This is a genomic window from Clostridium cadaveris, assembly GCF_020911725.1.
GTDB lineage: Bacteria > Bacillota > Clostridia > Clostridiales > Clostridiaceae > Clostridium_X > Clostridium_X cadaveris.
In genome coordinates this window covers 2,818,798-2,835,328 of record NZ_CP076620.1, presented here as the reverse complement: position 1 = coordinate 2,835,328, position 16,531 = coordinate 2,818,798, and the positions used below count along the sequence as shown (strand labels likewise).

The 16,531-nt window shown below is 31.1% G+C and carries 18 protein-coding genes; 16 read left to right on the top strand and 2 right to left on the bottom strand.

All coding sequences use genetic code 11. From position 1 onward, the window contains the following. Positions 1-5 precede the first annotated feature (5 nt). The 3 genes from KQH81_RS13540 (at position 6) to spoIIR (ending at position 3,073) form a co-directional block, all read left to right on the top strand. Complete coding sequence (locus tag KQH81_RS13540) at positions 6-1,106, top strand: GerAB/ArcD/ProY family transporter (protein ID WP_168972421.1); 1,101 nt, start codon at positions 6-8, stop codon at positions 1,104-1,106. Then, the gene (locus tag KQH81_RS13535; protein ID WP_230028409.1) at positions 1,103-2,284 is read left to right on the top strand and encodes a Ger(x)C family spore germination protein; all 1,182 of its coding nucleotides are present in this window, start codon (positions 1,103-1,105) and stop codon (positions 2,282-2,284) included. Before KQH81_RS13540 ends, KQH81_RS13535 begins: the two co-directional genes overlap by 4 nt. 156 nt (positions 2,285-2,440) lie before the next feature. Beyond that, positions 2,441-3,073, top strand: coding sequence for a stage II sporulation protein R (spoIIR, locus tag KQH81_RS13530; RefSeq protein ID WP_027638685.1), 633 nt, complete (start codon positions 2,441-2,443; stop codon positions 3,071-3,073). Between the two features lie 57 nt (positions 3,074-3,130). On the opposite strand, the gene KQH81_RS13525 is transcribed toward spoIIR, so the two are convergent. Then, positions 3,131-4,261 carry an MGDG synthase family glycosyltransferase gene (locus KQH81_RS13525; RefSeq protein WP_027638686.1) on the bottom strand — a complete coding sequence of 377 codons (1,131 nt, stop codon included), beginning with the start codon at positions 4,259-4,261 and terminating at the stop codon, positions 3,131-3,133. Between the two features lie 176 nt (positions 4,262-4,437). Here KQH81_RS13525 and KQH81_RS13520 point away from each other — a divergent pair, with 176 nt between their 5' ends. The 5 genes from KQH81_RS13520 (at position 4,438) to rho (ending at position 8,967) form a co-directional block, all read left to right on the top strand. Further along, positions 4,438-4,911: a DUF1934 domain-containing protein gene (locus KQH81_RS13520; protein WP_230028407.1), complete on the top strand. Its 474-nt coding sequence runs from the start codon at positions 4,438-4,440 to the stop codon at positions 4,909-4,911. A gap of 16 nt (positions 4,912-4,927) precedes the next feature. Beyond that, complete coding sequence (locus tag KQH81_RS13515; protein WP_196802072.1) at positions 4,928-5,104, top strand: hypothetical protein; 177 nt, start codon at positions 4,928-4,930, stop codon at positions 5,102-5,104. A 215-nt stretch (positions 5,105-5,319) separates the two neighbouring features. Continuing rightward, complete coding sequence (locus KQH81_RS13510) at positions 5,320-5,586, top strand: ribose-5-phosphate isomerase (protein ID WP_143081328.1); 267 nt, start codon at positions 5,320-5,322, stop codon at positions 5,584-5,586. 161 nt (positions 5,587-5,747) lie between these two features. Further along, positions 5,748-7,355 carry a CTP synthase gene (locus tag KQH81_RS13505; protein WP_027638689.1) on the top strand — a complete coding sequence of 536 codons (1,608 nt, stop codon included), beginning with the start codon at positions 5,748-5,750 and terminating at the stop codon, positions 7,353-7,355. A gap of 187 nt (positions 7,356-7,542) precedes the next feature. Further along, positions 7,543-8,967 carry a transcription termination factor Rho gene (gene rho, locus KQH81_RS13500; RefSeq protein WP_267890564.1) on the top strand — a complete coding sequence of 475 codons (1,425 nt, stop codon included), beginning with the start codon at positions 7,543-7,545 and terminating at the stop codon, positions 8,965-8,967. A 199-nt stretch (positions 8,968-9,166) separates the two neighbouring features. Here rho and rpmE read toward each other — a convergent pair whose 3' ends face one another. After that, positions 9,167-9,379: a 50S ribosomal protein L31 gene (rpmE, locus tag KQH81_RS13495; protein WP_027638691.1), complete on the bottom strand. Its 213-nt coding sequence runs from the start codon at positions 9,377-9,379 to the stop codon at positions 9,167-9,169. Between the two features lie 143 nt (positions 9,380-9,522). On the opposite strand from rpmE, the gene KQH81_RS13490 reads away from it, so the two are divergent. The 8 genes from KQH81_RS13490 to rpiB all read left to right on the top strand — a co-directional run bounded on the left by KQH81_RS13490 (position 9,523) and on the right by rpiB (position 16,525). Then, entirely contained in the window at positions 9,523-10,113 is a 591-nt protein-coding gene (locus KQH81_RS13490; protein WP_230028405.1) for a thymidine kinase, read from the top strand. Between the two features lie 23 nt (positions 10,114-10,136). Continuing rightward, a complete protein-coding gene (prmC, locus tag KQH81_RS13485) occupies positions 10,137-11,909 on the top strand; it encodes a peptide chain release factor N(5)-glutamine methyltransferase (protein ID WP_074845346.1) in 1,773 nt (590 codons plus the stop codon). A 61-nt stretch (positions 11,910-11,970) separates the two neighbouring features. Beyond that, the gene (gene prfA, locus KQH81_RS13480) at positions 11,971-13,053 is read left to right on the top strand and encodes a peptide chain release factor 1 (RefSeq protein ID WP_230029293.1); all 1,083 of its coding nucleotides are present in this window, start codon (positions 11,971-11,973) and stop codon (positions 13,051-13,053) included. 70 nt (positions 13,054-13,123) lie between these two features. Then, entirely contained in the window at positions 13,124-13,705 is a 582-nt protein-coding gene (locus KQH81_RS13475) for a hypothetical protein (protein ID WP_027638695.1), read from the top strand. Between the two features lie 53 nt (positions 13,706-13,758). Next, positions 13,759-14,475: a ZIP family metal transporter gene (locus KQH81_RS13470; RefSeq protein WP_027638696.1), complete on the top strand. Its 717-nt coding sequence runs from the start codon at positions 13,759-13,761 to the stop codon at positions 14,473-14,475. A gap of 20 nt (positions 14,476-14,495) precedes the next feature. Beyond that, positions 14,496-15,548: an L-threonylcarbamoyladenylate synthase gene (locus KQH81_RS13465; protein WP_027638697.1), complete on the top strand. Its 1,053-nt coding sequence runs from the start codon at positions 14,496-14,498 to the stop codon at positions 15,546-15,548. Positions 15,549-15,560: 12 nt separating this feature from the next. After that, entirely contained in the window at positions 15,561-16,013 is a 453-nt protein-coding gene (locus tag KQH81_RS13460; protein ID WP_027638698.1) for a low molecular weight protein arginine phosphatase, read from the top strand. A 62-nt stretch (positions 16,014-16,075) separates the two neighbouring features. Then, the gene (rpiB, locus tag KQH81_RS13455) at positions 16,076-16,525 is read left to right on the top strand and encodes a ribose 5-phosphate isomerase B (protein WP_027638699.1); all 450 of its coding nucleotides are present in this window, start codon (positions 16,076-16,078) and stop codon (positions 16,523-16,525) included. Positions 16,526-16,531: the final 6 nt, after the last annotated feature.

The following is a 16,531-nucleotide window of genomic DNA, read 5'->3' as shown; positions in this document are numbered from 1 at the left end:
ATTGTATGAATGATGAGAGCATAAGACCGTACGGGCTATTTACGACAATTGTACTCACAACTATAGGTGTAGGGGCATTTTCTTATCCTAGATACGTGTGTGAGGTGGCAGGCAGAGACGGCTGGATAAGTGCATTGGTTGCAGGTGTGCTTGCACTTATCATGGTATCTTTAATATATTATGTACAAAAACTCAACAATTTTGACTCTTATGTAGAGATAATTTTTAATTCATTTGGAAAGTTTTTTGGATATATAAATTTATTTTTATTTATGATTTATGTAGTTGTAACCTTATCCGTAGACATGAGGAGATTTGCTGAGGTTTTAAAGATTTACTTGCTTCAAAATACTCCAATAGAATTTTTGGTTTTAACTATATTAGCCTTAGGAATATATGTGGTTGGTTTTGGCGTTGGCGATTTAATGAAATTTAATGAAGTCGTATTTTTCATAGTATTTATACCTATGATTTTAGGTTTTATATTTTTGATAAATTCTGTTGACTTTACAAATATAATGCCAATTGGGAAAAGCGGTATATATGAAACATATGTAAGTGGAGTTTATAGGGGGTTCTTAGCATTTGGGGGTTATGAAATATTATTTTTAACAGCACCGTTTATAAAAGATAGAAAAAAAATTAAGAAAATAACTCTATGGTCTATAATTTTCATAGCTGTTTTTTATTCTTTCTTAACAATATATTGTATTTCTATATTTGAGGTAGAAGAAACAAAGAGTTTGCTATGGCCCGCTATAACCATGATAGCATCTATAGATATACCTGGAAACTTTGTGGAAAGATGGGAAGGCATAGTTATGATTTTGTGGATATTATTTTATTTTACTACATTTATAGCTTTACTTTATTTTGCATGCTACACAATGAGATATGGATTTAAGATAAGAAAAGCAAGGATAGGAGCTATAATATTAATTCCTATAATTTATTTTATAACCATGTATGCTGACAATATAATTCACCTAGATTATCTCTGCAAAAAGTTATTAATTCCATTAGAATTTATAAATATAGTTATAGTACCTATATTGCTTTTTATAATTAATGTTATAAAAAAGGAAAGAAGGAGGGGGGTACGATGAAACATAGAAAGCTGATCGCTACGTTTTTAATTGTGCTATTCCCTCTTATATTTAGTGGTTGCTGGGATAAGTATGAGATAGAAAGAAAGGTATTTGTTTCTACAATAGGGATAGATGTTGGAGAAGATATAGACAAGGAACAGAAAATAAAGGATGAGAATAAAGAAGGAGCATATAGTGCTAGAAATATAAAGAAGCTAAAGATAACTTATGGTTTTCCAGACATAAGTCACTTTTCGCCTTCTCAAGCTGTAATTGAAAAAGATGGTACAATAACAGTGAGTACGTACTCTATGGAGGGAGCTTTTGCAGAAGCAAATAATAAAAGTAGCAGAAGCATATATTTAGGTCATGCTAGATTGATTCTTATAAATCAGGAACTTTTTAAATATCCAGATACTTTTAGAGAAATTGTTGACTATATAAGAAGACAATCGAATTTAAATAGAAAAATATATGTTGTTCTAACTGATGGATCTGTAGAACAGTTTATGAAGGCTGAATTCGATATAGATAAACATATACAGACGTATATAAGTGGGATATTAGAAAATAATCAAAGCTTTGAATCAGCAGTAGAAGTATCTTTAAATGACTTTTTAACCAGCCTTGCTGAAAAAGGTAATGCTATTTTGCCTATACTAAAAATGGATCGAGAAAATAAGGAAATAAAACTTAGCGGTATAGGGGTTATGGAGAATTATGAATTTAAAGGTCAACTAAATGATGCAGAGACTACTACAGTAGAAGTGCTTAGGGGAAAGGCAAAAAAAGTAGTAAAGGTTGTGAACTTAGAAGGTCATCCTTACGACTACGAGATAGAAAGAGTACGAAGGAAAATAGAAGTCAGCGAAAATGATGGTAAAGTGAACATAAATATTTATCTTAAGCTTAGTGGTGCTATAAAAGAGGGATATAAGGAAAGACCTTTGACTCTAGAAGAAATAGATGAACTTGAATCTATTTTTAATAATACTATAGCAGAAGAAGGTACAAAGATTATGAAAAGTATTCAGCAGAACATAGGTATTGATATTGTAGGAATAGATGATTATATAAGAAAATTTAAACCATCAATATGGGAGAAGTTTGGAGAGAATTGGTCCGAAGTATATTCGAATAGCAAAATCAATATAGAGGTAGATACGAACATAAAGACCACAGGTATAATTAAATAACTAAATTAAAAACATTCTTCAAATGAAAGTTATATTCTAGATTGATTTTATTAAGCTTTCAAAAAGAAGAATGTTTTTTCTTTAAAAAATTTTAGAATCTATGTATAAAAAACCTTATATTGTAAATAATAACAACTAAAGGAGAGGATGAGTGGTATGAAGAAAGTAATAGCATTAGTGCTTAGTTTTATAGGAATTATAGTTTTATTTAATGGATATAATAAAAATGTACAAGCAGAGGAAACTAAAGAAAGTATGAGTTCAAAGATAATAAGATTTCATGTATTGGCAAACAGTGATAGTGAAGAGGATCAAGCTCTTAAACTCAAAGTTAGAGATCAGGTTTTAGGGTATATAGCTCCAAAGCTTAAAGAGTCAAAGTCAAAAGAGCAATCTAGAAATATTTTAATAAGTGAAGAAGAAAATGTTAGGAATATATGCTTAAAAGCAATTAGAGATAACGGATATGATTATGGAGTGAACATACAGCTTAATAAGCAGAACTTTCCTGTAAAGACTTATGGTAATATAGTTCTTCCTCAAGGAGAATATGAAGCTTATAGAATACTTATAGGAAATGGAGAGGGACAAAATTGGTGGTGTGTTATGTTTCCTCCTCTATGTTTTGTTGATATATCAAAAGGTGAACCGGCTTATGATGAAAATGAAAAAAATATGAAAGAAGTTTTAGACGACGAAGAATATAACTTAGTAGATGGAACTAAAAAAGAGAAAGATGTTACTTTTGGATTTAAAATAGTAGAGATTATAAAAAGCTTTTTTAGTTAGTGTGAATTGAAGAAAATAAAAGTAGAATAGGGTATATTATAAAATGACTCAAGCATTTTATAATATACCCTTATTTGATGTCAGACAGCTTTTCATTAAATCTATAATGTTGTTTCCAGAGAAAGGTTTTGCAAAATTTGCATATCTATCTTTCATTGAACTTAAAAGCTCAGGATTCATTAAAATATAGCTTATTTTTTTGCTACAACTCATATCATCATTGACTTGAAAAGCAAGCTTATGTTTTATTAAAAATTCAGCATTTTTTTCCTCTTGTCCTGGTATAGGTGAGATAAGAAAAAGAGGTACATGACAAATCAGAGCTTCAGAAACTGTTAGTCCTCCAGGCTTAGATATAAGCAAGTCTGAACATCTCATATATTTGTTTACTTCATCAGTATAACCAAGGATAAAAGTCTTTTTTGAAGCAAATTTAGATCTTTCAGTTAAGGCGGACTTTAATTTTTCGTTACTACCTGTTATAACGATAATCTGAAAATCAAAATTTATTAAAAGAAGTTCATCATAAACCTTTAAAATATTACCTATACCAAGACTCCCACCCATTATCAAAATAGTAATTTTATTTGGAGAGAGACCAATGGATTTCAAGGTTTCGGCTTTAGGGTAAGGAATTAAAAATTTAGGTGATACAGGAATTCCAAAGTCATAAACCAGTGAAGCAGGAACTTTTCTTTTTATCATTTCAATCTTCATCTCTTTACTTGACACAACATATCCATCTATATTGGGATGAATCCAAAATTTATGAGGCGAATAGTCTGTCAATATTGATATTATAGGACATGAAATCTTTCCATTTACTTTTAGTGAAGAAAGCATGTCATTAGAAAAAGGATGAGTAGATATTATGACATCTGGATTAAAATTATAAATTAAAGAAAGTAGTTTTGGTGATATAAAATTTACAAGTCTACTTGATATGGAATAAAGTAGTTCAGTATTTTCAGTATGTCTATATAAAAAGCCAAAAGAAGCTGGAGAGATTTTTAAACTTTTCAAATAAGTGCCGATTATTAGCTTATCTAATATAGGATTTATATAGTTGAAAGTATCTATTATCTCAACATTAGACTTTGGATCATCTAATTTTATATAAGATTTTAAAGAGAACGCTGCGTGCATATGTCCCCCGCCTGCTGATATAGAAAATATTAGAACATTCATTATCGTACCAATACCTTTCAAAATATTAATAAATAAGTTAAAATAATTTAATATTATAGTAACAAATACCATTATAGTATATGATTGTTAAGAATGTATTAGAAAAAACTAAAAAAAATCTTAAAAATAACTTATATTTGTAAAAAGAGTTTAAAAATATATTTAGATTAGTACTATTGCAACTTAAGAGAAGTTATTCTAAAATTTTATATAGTACACCTATAGAAAGGAATGGCGAAATGAAGAAAAAAGCTGTGGTATACATAAAGAGTAAACAAAGCATCGATGATGAAGGAATAGAGGTTGTCAGCACAGGAGAATTTGAAAAGACCGAATATGGATTTCTAGTATCTTATGAGGAAACTGAACTTTCAGGAATGGAAGGAACTACAACATACTTAAAAATCTTTGATGAAAAGCTTATTCTTCAAAGGAAAGGAAGCACTATAGCAGAATTGGAATTCCAAAAAGGAAATAACAATGTAAGCCTTTATGATACTCCTTATGGAACTCTCGAACTAAGAGTGAAAACAAATGATACTATTATAAAAATAAATGATAATGGAGGTAAGATTAAGGTAGATTACGACATAGCACTATCTGGTCAGAAACCATATAAAACAATATTGGATGTAGAAATAAAAGCATAGAAAAAAGACAGGCGATTTGATTTCGTCTGTCTTTTATATTAAAGAAATAATTTTGGCATTAGGAGTTTTTAAAGGAGAAGACCATAACTTAATATCAGGAATATGCATAGGATTTGGAAGCGCAGCAGGTGTATTAGGTATAGGAAATTTAATACTCTCATTTATGATATCTGAAAATAATTTAGCGAAATAATATATAGAACCAATTTTAATATAATATTTTATAAAAAATGTTCGTAGATAAATGTATCTTTACGAACATTTTTTATTATTAAATTTATTTATATGTTAAATCTGCCTATAACTAGTGAATTAATATAATAAGAATGATTAAAAAATACAAATAGGGACATATTCTTAGATAAGAATAGAAAGGGGTTGTAAAAAGTGCTTAGTGAGGAGAAAATGATGCAAATCATAAAATTCATATGTGATAAGAATCATACTTCAAATGAGCAGATGATGAATATTTTAAAAGACAGAGAGTATAGATACTTAACTATCCTAATACTAAAAAAACATGGATATAGTGATTCTTTAGATGAGATGATGAATTTTAAAAGCAAAAGATCTGTCAATTACAGTATAAAGAAAGCAGAAGAAAAATTTTTTATAAATAGTGAATTTAGAGATAAATATTTTAGACTAGAAAAAGAATTGCAAGATATGATGTGAAAAAATATGTTTTAAAAAATCAAAAAAAGGACTATCGCACCGACAAAAAATGTGGTATCATATAATCTATGTTTTAAAAAAATATATAATTAGAGAGGTAATTATTATTATATGAGATATTACCTCCGTTGTCAAGAAAAAAATGAATTTAGGAGGAGTATATGAGTACTAAGTATATTTTTGTTACAGGTGGAGTAGTTTCATCCATTGGAAAGGGTATTACTGCAGCATCTTTAGGGAGGCTTTTGAAGGATAGAGGATTAAAGGTATCTATTCAAAAATTTGACCCTTACTTAAATATAGATCCAGGAACAATGAGTCCATATCAGCATGGAGAGGTGTTCGTAACTGATGATGGAGCGGAAACAGACTTGGATTTAGGACATTATGAGAGATTTATTGATGAAAATTTAACTAAAAATAGTAATATAACAACAGGTAAGGTATACTGGTCTGTAATATCTAAAGAGAGAAAAGGTGAATATTTAGGTGGTACTGTTCAGGTTATTCCTCATATAACTAATGAAATAAAGTCTAAGGTATATGAGGCGGCAGAAGAAAGTGATGCTGATGTTATCATAACTGAAATAGGAGGAACTGTAGGTGATATAGAATCTCAACCTTTCCTTGAAGCTATAAGACAAGTTAAGTTTGAAGCTGGAAAGGAAAATGTATGTTATATCCATGTTACGCTAGTTCCATATCTTCATAAAGCAGGCGAACTTAAAACTAAACCTACACAACACTCTGTAAAAGAGTTAAGGAGTATAGGTATTCAGCCTGATATCATAGTTTGCAGAACTGAAAAGCCTTTATCAGACGATTTAAAGAGCAAGATAGGCTTATTCTGTAATATTGATGGCAACTCTGTTGTTCAAAATTTAGATGCAGAAAATTTATATGAAGTTCCATTGCTTCTTCAAAGAGAAGGGTTAGACTCTTTAGTTTGTGATAAACTAAATTTAGAGGCAAGAAATATAAATAATGAATATTGGATAAAAATGGTAGAAGAATTTGAAAAATTAAAGGATGAAGTTAATATAGCTCTTGTTGGAAAATACGTTGAGCTTCATGATGCTTATATATCTGTAGTAGAGGCATTGAATCATGGTGGTTTAGCTAACAACGTTAAGGTAAATATTAATTGGATAAATGCAGAAGATATAAATTATAAAAATGTAAAAGATATTCTTGGAAAATCAGATGGTATATTAGTGCCAGGTGGTTTTGGTGATAGAGGAATTGAAGGAAAGATAGAAGCTATAAGATGGGCTAGAGAAAATAAAGTTCCATTCTTAGGGATATGCCTTGGTATGCAGTGTGCAGTTATTGAATTTGCCAGAAATGTATTGGGATATGAAGGAGCAAACAGTTCTGAAATAGCCTCTTCAACTAAATACCCTGTAATAGATCTGCTTCCAGATCAAAAAAATATTGAAGAAGTAGGCGGCACTATGAGATTGGGCGCTTATCCTTGTGCATTAGTAAATGATAGTAACGCTATTAAAGTCTATGGAAAAGATATGATTAAAGAAAGACATAGACATAGATATGAGTTCAATAATGATTATAGAGAGAAAATTGTTCAAGGTGGTCTTAACATAACAGGAACTAGCCCTGATGGCAGGCTTGTTGAAATTATAGAGATTAAAGATCATCCTTGGTTTGTTGGATGCCAATTTCATCCTGAATTGAAATCAAGACCTAATAATCCACATCCTCTATTTGTAGGATTCATTAAAAATGCAAAGAAGAGAACAAATAGATAAAAACTATGAGATAAGTTAGAAAAATATAAAGGAAATTTCTTAATCACCTTGAAGTATTTACAATAATGATTATAATTAAAATGAGTTTCTAAATTTAGTATAAGAATTTGTTTTAATGATAATAATTTTTAGTGCCACCTAAATATTAAAATGGGTTTTGTAAGAATACATAATTGGAGGTGCCGTATTGGTTAATAATAATTACGATGACATGACCTTGGTTGAGCTTCGTAAAATAGCTAAAGACAATAATATAAAAAATATAAGCAAGCTAAAAAAAGCCGAGCTTATAGAGGCTATAAAAAGCTTAGAGTCATCTAATGCTAATCCAGTTTCTATAGAAAGAAATGGAGTAGTACTAAAAGAAAAGATAACTCCAAAATCAAGTAATGAAGAAGTTCCTACAAGAAGCGAGAACTCAGTAAAGAGTTCAATAGATAATCAAGATGATAAGAAACAAAAACTAAAAAACATGATAAATGAGTCTGACTCGGTGTCGGGAATCTTGGATATAAATGAAAATAATAGTTTTGGATTCTTAAGATGCGAGAATTATCTTACTGGGAGTGACGATGTGTATGTTTCTCCTTCTCAAATAAGAAGATTTAATCTTAGGACAGGTGATGAAGTAAGAGGAAAAGTGAGAACTCCAAAAGAAGGAGAAAAATTTAAAGCTCTTCTTTATGTTGAAAGTGTAAATGGTGAAAGACCAGAAAAGGCAGTTATGAGAACGCCTTTTGAAAAACTTATCCCTATTTATCCGCAAGAAAGGTTAAGATTGGAAACTGATGATTCAAAAGACTTGTCTTCAAGACTAATGGATATAATATGTCCTATTGGTAAAGGACAAAGAGGTGTCATAGTAGCCCCACCTAAAGCTGGAAAGACTACTTTACTAAAAAAAGTAGCTCAAAACATATCTAAGAATTATCCGAATGTAAAACTGATAGTGCTTTTAATAGATGAAAGACCTGAAGAAGTTACAGACATGCAAAGATCGATTCAAGGAGAAGTTGTTTATTCTACCTTTGATGAGGAACCTATGAATCATACTAAAGTTGCGCAACTTGTTTTAGAAAGAGCAAAGAGGCTTGTTGAGTATGGTGATGATGTAGTTATACTTTTAGATAGTTTAACAAGACTTGCTAGAGCTTGCAATCTTACAATAACTCCAACAGGAAGAACTCTATCTGGAGGATTAGATCCAGGAGCTCTTATAATGCCTAAAAAATTCTTTGGGGCAGCAAGAAATATAGAAAAAGGCGGAAGTCTTACTATACTAGCTACTGCATTAGTTGAAACAGGAAGTCGTATGGATGACATGATATTCGAAGAATTTAAAGGTACTGGAAATATGGAAGTTCATTTGGACAGAAAACTTCAAGAGAGAAGAATATTCCCAGCTATTGATGTATACAAATCAGGAACAAGAAAAGAAGAACTTTTATTTACTGATGATGAGAAAGATGCTTCTTTTGCAGTTAGAAGAGTAATGTATAGAGATGGAAACATAGAAGATGTAACTGAAAATCTTATAAATTACTTATCAAAGACAGCTAACAATAATGAGTTTGTAGAGATAATAAAAAAGAGTGATATGTTCTCAAAATAAAGTATTTCTAGAGAGATAATTTTTAAATTATAGAATCTGCAGTGAGAAAATGAATGATTTCAATATCTCACTGCTTGTTTTATAATTTAAAAATTTACAAAAAATAAAAAAACCATGACAAGATTAGCTTGACATGGTTTTTTTATTGCTCTATGAATCTAAGTAGCTAAGGAAAAATTACGTTCTTTCCTTAAAAGTACTATTCCTCATTCTTTAAGTTGAACTTCTTGTTGAATCTTTCAACTCTTCCGCCAACGTCAACGATCTTTTGACGGCCAGTGAAGAATGGGTGGCACTTTGAGCATATTTCTACTTTTAGTTCCTTCTTAACAGAACCAGTTGTAAAAGTATTTCCACATGCGCACTTAACCACTGCATCATTGTGGTATTCTGGATGTATGCCTTCTCTCATTTTGTTCACCTCTTTCAAGTTGCGGTATACCCGCTTATAACTACTAGATTATATCATAAATTTAAAAGTTTAGTCAATAGAAAATGATATGAGTTTATGGTATAATCTTTAAGGATACTGTAAAGCGAAAAGGAGAAAAAAAGATGGCTAAACTTTACTTTAGATATGGAGCGATGAATTCGGGAAAGTCTACCAGTTTAATGCAGGTAGCATACAATTATGAAGAGCGTGGAATGAAGATAATTCTAATGAAGTCAGAGACAGACACAAAAGGTGGAGACAAAGTTTTGTCTAGACTTGGAGTTGATAGAAAAGTTGATATTATAGTAAAAAAAGAACAAAATATATTTGAACTGCTAGAAGAAAGATTAAGTAGTGAAGATATACATTGCATATTGGTTGATGAAGCTCAATTTTTAAAATCTCATCATGTAGATGAGTTATTTAAAATTGCTGTAATGAAAGATGTGCCCGTTATATGCTATGGATTACGAACAGATTTTCAAATGAACGGATTTGAAGGAAGTCAGCGGTTACTCCTTATAGCTCATAGTTTAGAAGAAATGAAAACTATTTGTGCCTGTGGAAGAAAGGCTATTTTAAACGGGAGAAAGATAAATGGCAGATTTGTATTTGAAGGGGAACAAGTTGCAATAGATAAGACTGACAATGTGGAATACGAATCTTTATGTGGAAAATGCTACTTTGAACAAAAGGGTGAATATGAAAAATAAAGATAAGGATAGGTAGGGGAAATATGAAGAGAAAATGCAATGTGGGAGGTCAGGCTGTAATAGAAGGCGTTATGATGCGTGGTGAGAAAGGCATTGCTACCGCAGTTAGAAAACCAAATGGTGAAATAACCATAGATTTAAAAAAACAGACGCCATTAAATAAAAGAAATAAGTTTTTTTCACTCCCTATAATAAGAGGTTTTTTAGCTCTTATAGATTCACTAGTTATAGGAATTAAAACATTAAATTTTTCAGCATCTTTTTTTGAAGATGATGAAGAACCATCTAAGACTTACGAATTTATGAATAAAATTTTTAAAGGAAAAGCTGACGATATAATAATGGGCATAACTACGATTTTATCTTGTGTGCTTTCCGTAGGATTGTTTATAATAGTGCCAACTATTATAGCTCAATTTTTTAAACGTATGGGGATATCGAGCATAGGGCTTAATTTTATAGAGGGCATTATAAGGGTTATTTTATTTCTGATGTATATAGTTCTTATAAGCAAACTTGATGATATATATAGACTTTTTCAATATCATGGAGCAGAGCATAAAACTATATTTTGCTATGAGGATGGATTGGAACTTACAGTAGAAAATGTAAAGAAATTCGGTAGGCTTCATCCTAGGTGTGGGACTAACTTTATGTTTTTAGTTGTTCTTGTAAGTATAGTACTTTTTTCATTTACTGGATGGGGAAGTGTGACGGAAAGAATTATATCAAGACTTTTACTTTTACCAGTGGTTTCAGGATTAACTTTTGAAATCATAAAATGGTTAGGGGCTTCCGATAGCGCTATAGGAAAAGTTGTAGCGTATCCTGGATTAAAATTACAGCTTTTAACTACAAAGGAACCTGATGATAAACAAATAGAGGTTGCTATAGCATCTTTAAAGTCGGCTGAAGGGGTACCTATAGAAAAAACAATTGGTGAGCTTTTAAATGAATCTAATGAAAAACTAAAGGGAGTAAGCGAAACTTATATTTTAGATGGTCAGCTTATGATGGAAAAAATAATAGGAAAAGATAGAATTTATATAATGACTAATAGATCTGAAAAGCTGACTTTGGACCAGGAAGCAGAATTTAGAGAGCTTTTACAGAAAAGAGAAGATAATATGCCTATGAAATATATATTAGGACATACTGAATTTATGGGTATAGATTTTTATGTTGAAAAAGGTGTACTTATACCAAGAAACGATACTGAAATACTTGTAGAAGAAGCAATAAATATTATAAAATCTATTGAAAGTGACAAAATTAAAATCTGTGATTTATGTTGTGGTTCGGGAGCTATAGGGTTGTCTTTAGCCAAGATTCTAGATAAAGTTAAAGTGGACCTTATAGATATAGAAGAGATACCTAAAAAAGTTACAGAAATAAATATAGAAAAACTTGAGTTGAAAGAAAAGTGCACGTTTATCCATAGTGATCTTCTAGAAAAAGTCATAAAAGAAAATAGGATGTATCAAGTCTTAGTAAGTAATCCACCATATATAAAAGCTGATTATATAGATGAACTTATGAAAGATGTAAAAGATTATGAGCCTAAAACAGCTTTAGATGGAGGAATTGACGGCCTTGATTTTTATAGGGAGATTGCAAAAGAAGCATTGAATGTTTTGGAGGAAAATGGATATATAATTTTCGAAATAGGTCATGATCAAGGAGAAGATGTTAAAGCTATATTGAATCAAAACGGATATGTTAATGTAAGGATAGTACAGGATTTAGCAGGAAAAGATAGAGTTGTATTAGGAGTGAAAGTATCTAGTGTTGATTAGGAATTAGCTTTTGTGATATAATAATAAACTATGAAAATATGATTACGGAGTGATAAAGAGAATGTTAAATAAGCTTAATTTTATAGAAGCAAAGTACGATGAATTATCGATGAAAATAAGTGATCCTTCAGTAATGGCAAATCAAAAAGAGTGGCAGAAGCTTTGTAAGGAACATGCGGATTTGGAAGAAGTTGTAGCTAAATTTAAAGAATACAAAAAAGCTGAGGAAGACATAGAATTCAACAAGGAGATAATAGAAACTGAGAGTGATAAAGAACTTAAAGAGATGGCTCAGGAAGAACTTAAAGAGCTCGTTGCAGACAAAGAAAGATTAGCAGAAGATCTAAAAGTACGTTTACTACCTAAAGACCCTAATGATGACAAGAACGTATTCGTAGAAATTAGAGGTGGAGCAGGTGGAGATGAAGCAGCATTATTTGCAGCTAATCTTTTTAGAATGTACACAAGATATGCAGAAAATAGAAGATGGAAAGTTGAGCTTATGTCTGCCAATGAAACAGATATCGGAGGTTTCAAGGAAGTTGTATTCATGGTAAAAGGACACGGAGCATATTCAAGATTAAAGTATGAGAGCGGAGTTCATAGAGTGCAAAGAGTACCTGACACAGAATCAAGTGGAAGAATTCACACATCTACTGCTACAGTTGCAGTGCTTCCAGAAGTTGATGATGTTGATATTGATGTAAATCCAAGTGATTTAAAAATAGATGTATTTAGAGCATCTGGAAATGGTGGTCAGTGCGTAAATACTACAGACTCAGCTATAAGAATGACTCACTTACCAACAGGACTTGTTGTATCATGTCAGGATGAAAAATCTCAGCTTAAGAATAAAGAAAAAGCCCTTAAAATATTAAAGGCTAGATTATATGAAAAGGCTGAAGCTGAAAGAAATGCAAGCATAGCAGAAGATAGAAAGAGTCAGGTTGGAACTGGTGATAGAAGTGAAAGAATAAGAACGTATAACTATCCTCAAGGAAGAGTAACAGACCACAGAATAGGACTTACTCTTTACAAGCTTGAAACTTTCTTAAATGGAGATATAGATGAGATAATAGATGCCCTTATAACAACTGATCAGGCTGAAAAGATGAAGTCTATGGGAAATACAGAAGAACTTTAAAAATAATTAGTGAATGGGGGATCCCATTCGCTACATTAATATTTATATAAATATTATCAGGGGTGGAGCTATGAATATTGATAAAGCCATAAGAAAGCAGAGGAGATCTTACAAGATATTTATGCTTACTATGAGCTTTATTTTTTTAATATTACCTACGGCACTATTTGCAACAGAACTCCGCAAAAACTTATTTTTAGTATCTTATATGGTGATCATAGAATTGTTGGTGGCTATGTCCATGTTTATAAGAGCGAATCAAGAAAGGTTGGAGTTTGAGTACGGTAATAATAAACTTAAGATATCTGTAGGGCTTATCAGAAAAAATTATGTTATCTTTTGTGATAAGGTTGCATTAGTGCATACAGAAGATAAAGAAGATGATTTTTCAATAATAATAGTCACTACGCTAAAGTTTAGAAATAAAAAAATAAGGCTTATTGGAAAAGAATTTTTGAAACGATACCCTTATGTAGGTAATGAATATCTCAAACTAAAAAGGAAAGAACCTGAAAAACACTTTTATTATATAGTCATTAAAAAAGGTGGATTAAAAAAATACATATTATTGGATACAATATATAAGAGTTCTGTAAAAGCTGTATTTACAGATGAGGCAATAGAAAATATAAAAAAAGCTAGAGCGGTATAAAAGTTATATTTTCTTTCTTCCATAAATAAACTTAGTAATGGAGGAGGGAGAGTATGAATCTTATTTTTATAATAATAGTGAGTTCTGTAATATCTCTTATAGGTACTATGATAGGTGCTTCTATAGGTGTGTTCGTTAAGAATCCAAGCCAAAAGTTTATTGGTGGATCTATGGGGTTTGCAGGAGGATTAATGCTGTCTGTAGTAGCCTTTGATTTAATACCAGAAGCTATGGAAAAAACTGGATTTTGTAATGTGATATTCTTTTATATCATAGGTATTGTAATAATATATGCTATAGATAGGGTTACAGACAATGGAGCTTCAAACTCCTATGTTAAAGTAGCATTCATAACATCATTAGGACTTATGTTACATAACTTTCCAGAGGGAGTTATAATGGGATGCGGTTTTTTAGCAGGAAAGAGTTTAGGGTTTAAGATGAGTCTTATAATAGCTATTCATGATATACCAGAAGGTTTAGCTGTGACAACACCTCTTATGGCAGCTCACAAGAGCCCTGCCAAAGTTCTTTTGTATGCTTTTATTACTGCACTTCCTACTGCTTTTGGAGCTATACTTGGAGTAGGGCTTGGAAATATATCGGATAAATTTTTAGGTATGTGTCTGTCTATAGCCTCTGGAATAATGATGTATGTAGTATTTGGAGAACTTATACCGGAATCGAACAATTTAGGAAGTAATGTTATAAATACAGTAAGTTTGTTAGTTGGGGTAACGCTAGGACTTATAATGATGAATGTTATGTGATTTACAAGGAGGATTTAAAGTTGAAAACGGAGATAGCTGTTATTGATGAAAAGAACATAGATATGTCAAAAGTAAAAAAGGCAGCAGCAATAATAAGGCGTGGAGGCGTTGTTGCATTTCCAACAGAAACTGTTTATGGACTTGGAGCCAATGCTTTTGATGAAGAAGCTGTAAAAAAAATTTTTATAGCAAAAGGAAGACCTCAAGACAATCCTTTGATAGTTCATATTCAAAGTGTTGATGAATTAGAAAATTTAGTGTATGATATATCAGATGTAGCAAAAAAACTAATGAACAAATTTTTTCCTGGTCCTATTACTATAATTTTGAATAAAAAAGAAAGTATACCTGATGTGACTAGTGCAGGTCTTAAGACTATAGGAATAAGGATGCCTAAAAACAAAATAGCGCTAGCGCTTATAAAAGAATCAGGAGTACCTATAGCAGCACCTTCTGCTAATATTTCAGGAAGACCTAGTCCTACGGATGTGGAAAGATGTATAGAGGACTTAGAAGGAAGAGTTGAAGGGATATTAGGTGGACCATGTAGTGAAATTGGAGTTGAATCAACTATAGTTGACTGTACTGTAGAACCTCCTTGTGTATTAAGACCAGGAGGAATAACTTTAGAACAGCTTAGGGAAGTTGATATTGATATTTATATGGATAAGGCAATTATGCAAAAACCAAGTAAAGATTTAAAGCCTAAGGCTCCAGGAATGAAGTACAGGCATTATGCACCTAAAGCACCATTAAAAATTATAGAAGGAAATGTAGAACAAACTGTTGCAAAAATTAATGAAATGTTGCAAAATTATATAGATGATAACAAGAAGGTAGGAATACTTGCTTGTGATGAGACAAAAAGTCGTTATAAAGACGGCATTGTACTTTCTCTAGGAAGTTTGGATAATATGCAGGAAATAGCATCAAACTTATTTGAAGCGTTAAGACATCTTGATGATTTAGATGTTGATATAATATTATCAGAATCCTTTGAAGAAAGAGGAATTGGGGTAGCCATAATGAATAGGTTAAGAAAGGCTGCGGGTTTTAATATTGTAAGAGTATAGAAGGAGGTAAAGATGAAAATACTATTTGTATGCACAGGAAACACTTGTAGAAGTCCTATAGCAGAAGCTATATTTAATAAAAAGTGTCAAATAGAAGGCGTAGAAGCTATTTCGGCAGGTATCTCTGTAGTCCCATATAGTGTTACATCTAAAAATTCTTCTTATATAGTTTTTAAAAATCTAGATATAGATATAAGCAAAAGAGTTTCTGTTCAGCTTACGAAAGAAACTATAAATTCTTGTGACTTGATTTTGACAATGACTCAATATATTAGAAATATTCTAAAAAATAATTTTTCTGAAAAAGCAGAGTGCATTTACACCCTAAGCGACTTTATTGGAGCAGAGGGTGATATTATAGACCCTTACGGTGGGGATATTTTCTTATATGGAGAGACTTACAAAGAGTTAGAAAAGAAAATAGAGTTACTGTTAACAAAATTAAAAGAAGATATGAGTATTTAAGTATACTACTATCTTCTTTTTTGCAATAATCAAAAAAATATAAACAAATTGGAGGTATTACTATGAAAATAGCAATAGGATGCGACCACGGTGGATTTCAATTAAAGGAGGAAGTAAAAAAGCATCTTTCTCAAAAAGGTATAGAATTTGAGGATTTTGGTACATATAGTGAGGAATCTTGTGACTATCCAGACATAGCAGCATGTGTTGGCGAGAAAGTAGTAGCAAAAGAATTTGAACTTGGAATATTAATTTGTGGTACTGGTATAGGAATAGGTATAGCTGCAAATAAAATTCCAGGAGTTAGAGCAGCTTTATGCAGTGATACATTTAGTGCTCATGCAACTAGACAGCACAATAATGCAAATATCTTAACAATGGGTCAAAGAGTAGTTGGTCCTGGACTTGCATTAGATATAGTAGATACATTTTTAAATTCTTCTTTTGAAGGAGATAGACATCAAAGAAGAATAGATAAAATATCAGCAATAGAAAATAAATATAAGAAATAGGAGTGA